General features: G+C 66.5%; 7 protein-coding genes. 3 read left to right on the top strand and 4 right to left on the bottom strand.

Translation table 11 applies throughout. The annotated features are described in order from the left end of the window. Window positions 1-235, top strand: a 235-nt coding sequence (locus tag E3T43_RS18885) for a hypothetical protein (RefSeq protein WP_166791375.1), incomplete at its 5' end; no start/stop codon positions are given. Window positions 236-384: 149 nt separating this feature from the next. On the opposite strand, the gene E3T43_RS17705 is transcribed toward E3T43_RS18885, so the two are convergent. After that, window positions 385-1,200: an alpha/beta fold hydrolase gene (locus E3T43_RS17705; protein WP_134473388.1), complete on the bottom strand. Its 816-nt coding sequence runs from the start codon at window positions 1,198-1,200 to the stop codon at window positions 385-387. A 116-nt stretch (window positions 1,201-1,316) separates the two neighbouring features. Between E3T43_RS17705 and E3T43_RS17700 the strand changes: the two genes are divergently transcribed. Together E3T43_RS17700 and E3T43_RS17695 are read left to right on the top strand one after the other, a co-directional pair. Next, a complete protein-coding gene (locus E3T43_RS17700) occupies window positions 1,317-2,237 on the top strand; it encodes an AEC family transporter (RefSeq protein WP_134473387.1) in 921 nt (306 codons plus the stop codon). A 137-nt stretch (window positions 2,238-2,374) separates the two neighbouring features. After that, window positions 2,375-3,118 (top strand): fumarylacetoacetate hydrolase family protein, encoded by a 744-nt coding sequence (locus tag E3T43_RS17695; protein ID WP_134473386.1) that lies wholly within the window; start codon window positions 2,375-2,377, stop codon window positions 3,116-3,118. Window positions 3,119-3,141: 23 nt separating this feature from the next. Here the strand turns inward: E3T43_RS17695 and E3T43_RS17690 are convergent, their stop codons facing one another. From E3T43_RS17690 to E3T43_RS17680, 3 genes are read right to left on the bottom strand one after another with little or no spacing between them, the layout of a single operon-like run. Beyond that, the gene (locus tag E3T43_RS17690) at window positions 3,142-3,801 is read right to left on the bottom strand and encodes a GntR family transcriptional regulator (RefSeq protein ID WP_134473385.1); all 660 of its coding nucleotides are present in this window, start codon (window positions 3,799-3,801) and stop codon (window positions 3,142-3,144) included. 10 nt (window positions 3,802-3,811) lie between these two features. Beyond that, window positions 3,812-4,996, bottom strand: a complete 1,185-nt coding sequence (locus tag E3T43_RS17685) for an acyl-CoA dehydrogenase family protein (protein WP_134473384.1) — start codon at window positions 4,994-4,996, stop codon at window positions 3,812-3,814. Between the two features lie 35 nt (window positions 4,997-5,031). After that, entirely contained in the window at window positions 5,032-6,192 is a 1,161-nt protein-coding gene (locus tag E3T43_RS17680; RefSeq protein ID WP_134473383.1) for a CaiB/BaiF CoA-transferase family protein, read from the bottom strand. Between the last annotated feature and the right edge of the window lie 166 nt (window positions 6,193-6,358).

Raw genomic sequence — 6,358 nt, 5'->3', positions numbered from 1 at the left:
GAAAGCCGTCGCCGACCCCGACGGCACCGTCCACTGGACCAGCCCCGCCGGCAAACACTACGCCACCGACCCCGCCACCCGCATCCGTCCGCACCTGCAGCAAACCGAAACGCCAGCCCCACCACCGCCGGACCCGCCCGCACCGCTGCCGCCAGTCGAACCGAGGAGCGATCCGTGGAATAGCGACTGGAACGGCAGCTGGAACACCGACGGCACCAACCCGAAACCGTTCTGATTCGCGAGGCACACCGCACGCCGCACGGCCGACCGGTCCGCACGCGAACCGCAGGCTGTTTTCCGCACAGGCTATCGGGCGGAGAAAACCCCCGGCTGGGCCGACGCGGCGGGTGTGCACAAGCGGGGACGGTGAAGGAGCGGTGCCGATCAGAGGCTGTTAGTCGCCAGCCAGCTGATCAGCACACGCTGAAATTCCAGCGGATGCTCCACGCTCGGCAGGTGCGCGGTGCCGCGGAACGTGCATCCGCTTGATTGCGGCAGCATCTCCAGCAGAAATTCATAATGGGCCAGCGCTGAGGTGACGTCGAGCTCGCCCACGGTGACGAGCGCCGGAACATCGATGTCGCTGACCCGGTCGAGCGCGGGCGGCTCAAGCGGAATCGAGATCGGCGCCTCCGTAGCGTGGATGACGTTGCGCAGGTTGAGTTCTTGCGCCAGGGCGAGAAAGGCCGGGTCGACGTCGGCCGGCTTACGGGTCGGCCCAACCGCCCACAGGGTGACCTCAAGCCGGGCCAGCCGGGGCCACTGGCGGGCGGTGAAGGCCGCATCGAGCTTGTCGAACAGGGCGTCTTCCCGCTCGGTGAGCTCCACCTCGGGAAATCCGCTGGGGCCGGAGCCGATCGTGACCAGGCCCGCCACCCTTTCGGGACTGGCCACGGCCAGGTCGATCGCAATCGTGCCACCGCGTGAGCAGCCGATGAGGGTCGCGCGAGCGACGCCGAGATGATCGAGCAGTGCCGCGGCATCCGCTCGATTGGAGAATTCCACATTCTCGGTCGTCGTCTGGCCGAAACCGCGGGCGTCAAAGCGAATGACGAAGTGGTGCGCCGAGAGAGCCGCGACCTGCGGATCCCACATGCGTAGGGTCGCAATGCCGGCGTGCAGCAACAGCAGGGCGGGAGATTCGGGGTCGCCCAGTGTTTCGTAGTAGAGCGAAGCGCCGGGAACATCGAGTCTGGGCATGCCCCGAGCGTAGCGCCACGTCCGGTGCGCCCGAAAGACCGGGCTCGTGCGATGGCTAAAATCGGTAGAGGCTGTTTTGACCTGGTGCGCGGTCCGAAACCTCTAGGCTCAACATAATGGGCGGTGTACTGGTCGGGTTTTCGATTATCGGATTTGTGATCCTGATCGGGTACTTTGTTGAGCGGTTCGGCATCGTCGGTGTCGGCTCCGGCCGGGTGCTCAATCGGATGGCCTTCTTTGTGGCGACTCCGGCGCTGCTGTTCACGGTGCTCTCGCACGCGGATGTCACCGTGCTGTTCTCTGAATTTCTGCTCGCCATTGTCTGCACCATCGTGGTCGGTGTCGTCGTCTATGTCATCGCCGCTCGCTTGTTTTTTCGTCGACCGCTGGCCGAGACGGTGCTCGGCGCATCGACCGCGACGTACGTCAACGCCAACAATATCGGGCGTCCGGTAGCCATCTACGTGCTCGGCAGCGCGCAGTACGTGGCTCCCGTGCTGCTGCTGCAGCTGGTCATTCTGGCCCCGACCATTCTGGCCATTCTCGACCTCGCCACCCAGGGCCGAGCGTCGTTTCGGTCGATCGTGACTCAGCCCATTCGCAACCCGATGATTATCGCCTCGCTCGCCGGTGTGCTCGTGGCGATGCTGGGCATCACGCTGCCCACACCCGTGCTCGCCCCGTTCGAGCTGATCGGCGGCGCCGCCATTCCCCTGGTGCTGCTGTCGTTTGGCATGTCGCTGCACGGCCAGCGCCTGCTGAAGGCCGGAACCGGGCGCAAACAGGTCGTCGCCGCGACCGCGATCAAGGTCGCGCTCATGCCGATCGTCGCGTACCTGTTCGGGCACTTCGTGTTCGACCTCGCCGGTGCCGAATTGTTCGCCGTCGTCGCCGTGTCGGCGCTGCCGACCGCGCAGAACATCTTCAACTTCGCCTCGCGCTACGACCGGGCCATGGTCGTCACCCGCGACACCGTGTTGCTCACCACGATCCTGTCCATGCCCGCCCTGCTCGTGATCGCGGCCCTCCTTGCCTGAGTGCCGGCAGGACTGCGGAGATTTTGCTCACATCCCCCGAAATCACTGGGTCACCGCACGGTGCGTTCGCGCGTGACCGTGAAGTTCTCCGCAGGTATGCAGGGGCACCAAGTGATTTTGCCCTCGAAAGGATGAAAATGTCGCTCAGCACCCCCGAGACCGGCTTGCCGGCCCCGTTCTCCCCGCCGACACCCACCAGCCTGCCGATCAGTGACTCGGCCGACCGGTTCTACCTGAACCGGGTCTACTGCGTCGGCCGCAACTACGCCGACCATGCGCGAGAAATGGGCAATGACCCCGATCGGGAGCCGCCCTTCTTCTTCGCCAAACCGGCCGACGCCGTGTTCGCCGTGACCGAGGGCATTCCCGCTCGCGGCGTGGGTGCGCAAGAGGTGCCCTACCCGCCCGAGACCGACAACCTGCACTTCGAGATGGAACTCGTTGTCGCGATCGGCGTTGGCGGCGCCGACATCGCGGCAGTGGATGCCCTCGGTCACGTCTTCGGCTACGCCGCCGGCGTCGACCTCACCCGCCGCGACCTGCAGGATGCAGCCAAGGCCGTGCGTCGCCCGTGGGACCTCTCCAAGGGCTTCGACTTTTCCGGACCGTGCTCGCCGCTCGTCGCCGCGGCCACGATCGGTCATCCGGCCGCGGCCCGCATTTGGCTCGACGTCGACGGTGACACCCGCCAGGACGGGGACCTCGCCGACCAAATCTGGCCCGTCCCCGACGTGATTGCCGCGCTGTCCCGCTTCGTCACGCTGCGTCCGGGTGACCTGATTTTCACTGGGACTCCCGCCGGTGTCGGCCGCATTGAGCCCGGTGACGACGTCACCGCCGGAATCGACGGGATCGGCGAGCTCGCGTTCCGCGTCGTCTGACCGGCATCCGCTGGCCTGGCAGCTCAGGCCAGCAGCGCGCCGAGGGCGGTCGTGGCGTGGCCGCGATGCTCATCGAGTAGGCCGATGACGAGCTCGGTGTCCCCGGCGGCGAAGGCGTCGACGATGGCGGCATGCTCGTGCTCGACCAAGGCCCGGTTGCCCGCCTGCTCGTAGTAGAGCCGGCGGTAGGCTTCGGTCGAATCCCAGAGCGCACGCAGAATGCGTTCCAGCCGGGGGAGCCCGGATGACGTCACGAGTACGAAGTGAAACCGCCGGTTGGCCTCGTTCATGGCGAGCAGGTCGCCGGCCGCATTAGCCCGCTCCACCTCGACGGCGGTGGCGCGCAGTGCGGTGAGCACGTGTTCGCCGCCGCGCGCGATCGTGGCGCGCACCGCCTCCGCCTCGAGCAGCTGCCGCAGTCGGTACACTTCGAGCAGGTCGGCGAGCGAGAGCTCGGTCACCCGGTAGCCGCGATGCGGCTCGTGCACGACGTGCCCCTCGGTTTCGAGCGTGTTGAGGGCCTCCCGCACCGGAACCCGGCTGACGCCGAGGCGTTCGGCCAGATCCTCCTGTCGCAGTGGCTGCCCGGGAACAAACTCGCCGACGGCGATCAGGCGCCGCAACTCAGCGAGCACGAATGCCGGAACGGTCGGCGGGCGCTGGGTCGGATTGGGAGAAGACACTGTCAAAACTCTAGCGAAAGGCCGGGATGCCGGTGATGTGCTGGCCGAGAATGAGGGTGTGTACCTCGTCGGTGCCCTCGTAGGTGCGCACGCTTTCGAGATTGTTGGCGTGGCGCATCGGGGAATAGTCCAGCGTGATGCCGTTGCCGCCGAGCATGGCGCGGGCCTCCCGGCAAATGGCGATGGCTTCGCGGCAGTTGTTGAGCTTGCCGACCGAGATCTGGTGCGGAGCGAGCGTGCCGGCGTCCTTGAGCCGGCCGAGCTGCAGGGCGAGCAGCGTGCCCTTGTTGATTTCGAGCGCCATGTTGACGAGCTTCTGCTGGGTCAGCTGGTAGCCGGCGAGCGGCTTGCCGAACTGCATCCGCTCCTGCGAGAAGGCCAGCGCCGTAAGGTAGCTGTCGCGGGCCGCACCCATGACGCCCCAGACGATGCCGTAGCGGGCCTCGTTCAGGCACTCGAACGGGCCGCGCAGACCGCGCGCCTTGGGCAGCATCGCCGAGTCGGGCAGGCGCAGCTCGGTCAATTCAATCTCGCACTGAATCGAGGCTCGCATCGAGAGCTTTTGCTCGATCGGCGTGGCGACGAATCCGGGGGTATCGGTGGGGACGACGAAGCCGCGGATTCCGTCATCCGTCATCGCCCAGATGATGGCGACCTGTGCGATCGAGGCCAGGCCAATCCAGCGCTTGGTGCCGTTGAGAACCCAATCGGTGCCGTCGCGGCGCGCGAAAGTGGTCATGCTCGCCGGGTCGGAGCCGGCCGAAGGCTCGGTCAGCCCGAAGCAGCCGATCACCGAACCGGCGGCCATGCGCGGCAGCCACTCGTTTTTCTGCTCCTCGGAGCCGTGCTTGTGGATCGCGCTCATCGCGAGCGACCCCTGTACGCTCACGAAGGTGCGCAGCCCAGAATCGCCGGCCTCGAGCTCGAGCGCAGCGAGGCCGTACTCGACCGAGCTGCGCCCGGGGCAGCCGTAGCCCGTGAGGTGCATGCCGAGCAGGCCGAGCCTGGCCAGCTGCGGAATGATCTCGAGCGGAAAGAACGCGTTCTCGTACCACCCGGCGATGTTCGGTTTGATCGTGGTGTTGACGAAGGCCCGCACCGCATTGCGCAGGGTGATCTCGGTCTCGGTCAGCAGGGAATCGATGCCCACGAGGTCGGCAGCGTCGGTCAGTTCGGTGTCAATGAGAGTGGTCATGAGTCGTCTTCCTTCAGTAGAGCGGATGCTGATGGTCAGAAAAAGGTCGCACCATTGTGTTCCCCGAGCAGTGGCGGCGGGCGCCGGTACCGTGCGGGGGTCGCGGAGAGGCTGATCGGGTTGGCGATCTGCTGGCTCACCCGCGACCGGTTCGAATCGGTCACTGGCACGACCGGGGCGAGGCCGAGTTCGGTGGCCAGTTCGAGCGCCTCGGCGATCGAATTCACCTTGCCGGCCGGCACGCGCGCGGTCGCCAGCAGTGCTGTCCATTCCGTGGCCGGACGGGTGGCGAGCCGTGCTTCGAGCAGCTCTTTGAGCACCGCGCGATGGGCGAGGCGGTCGGCGTTGCAGCCGAACCGGCGGTCGCGTGCCAGCTCGGGGCGGTCGAGCACCTGCACGAGCGCGGTGAACTGCTTGTCGGTGCCGACCGCGATCGCGATCGGGTCGTCCAGGGTTCGAAACGTTTCATAGGGCGCGATGCTCGGGTGGGCGTTGCCAAGGCGCTGCGGGGCGACCCCGGTGGCGAGGGTGCTCGAGGCCTGGTTGACCAGCCCGGCGAGTAAGGACGAGAGCAGATTCACCTCGACTCGCTGGCCCAGGCCGGTCTGCTCGCGCGAGCGCAGTGCGGCGAGAATGCCGACGACCGCGTTCTGCCCGGTCAGTACATCGACGAGGGCGACCCCGACCTTGCTCGGTTCTTCGGCGGCCGAGCCGGTCACGCTCATCAGCCCGCCGACCGCCTGCACGAGCAGGTCGTAGCCGGGGAGCGCCGCGCCGCCAGCGCGGCCGAATCCGGTGATCGAGCAGTAGACGAGCTCGGGGCGCTCCGCGGTCAAACTGGCGTAGTCGAGGCCGTACTGCTCCATGACGCCGGGGCGAAAGTTTTCGATCACGACGTCGGCGCTCAGCGCGAGGGCGCGCGCTTCAGCCAGGCCGTTCTCGGTACGTAAATCGCAGACCACAGAGCGTTTATTGCGGTTGACGCTCGCGAAATAGCTACCAATGCCGTTCGGGTCGACCGGCGGCACCCAGGCGCGGGTGTCATCGCCGAGCGGGTGCTCGATTTTGATCACATCGGCGCCGAAATCGGCCAGCATCATGGTGGCAAATGGCCCGGCGAGCACGCGAGAAAAATCCGCAATACGGATGCCGTTCAGCGGCCCCGTCGTGCGCGCCTCATCAATAATACCGGTCATTTGGATACTGTATCCAATTTGGCCGAGGAGGGGAAGGGATGGACGCCTCGTGCGGTCATTGTGGGCACGTTCAGGGCGACCGCGGGCAGGGGGTAAGCCCTCCGTTGTCAAACGGTTACGGGGGCGAATGGGCGGTTAAAGATGGCGCCATGCCCATATTTCTGCG

It is taken from the genome of Cryobacterium sp. Hh7 (assembly GCF_004403155.1).
Lineage (GTDB): Bacteria > Actinomycetota > Actinomycetes > Actinomycetales > Microbacteriaceae > Cryobacterium > Cryobacterium levicorallinum.
This window is presented reverse-complemented; position numbering and strand designations above follow the sequence as displayed.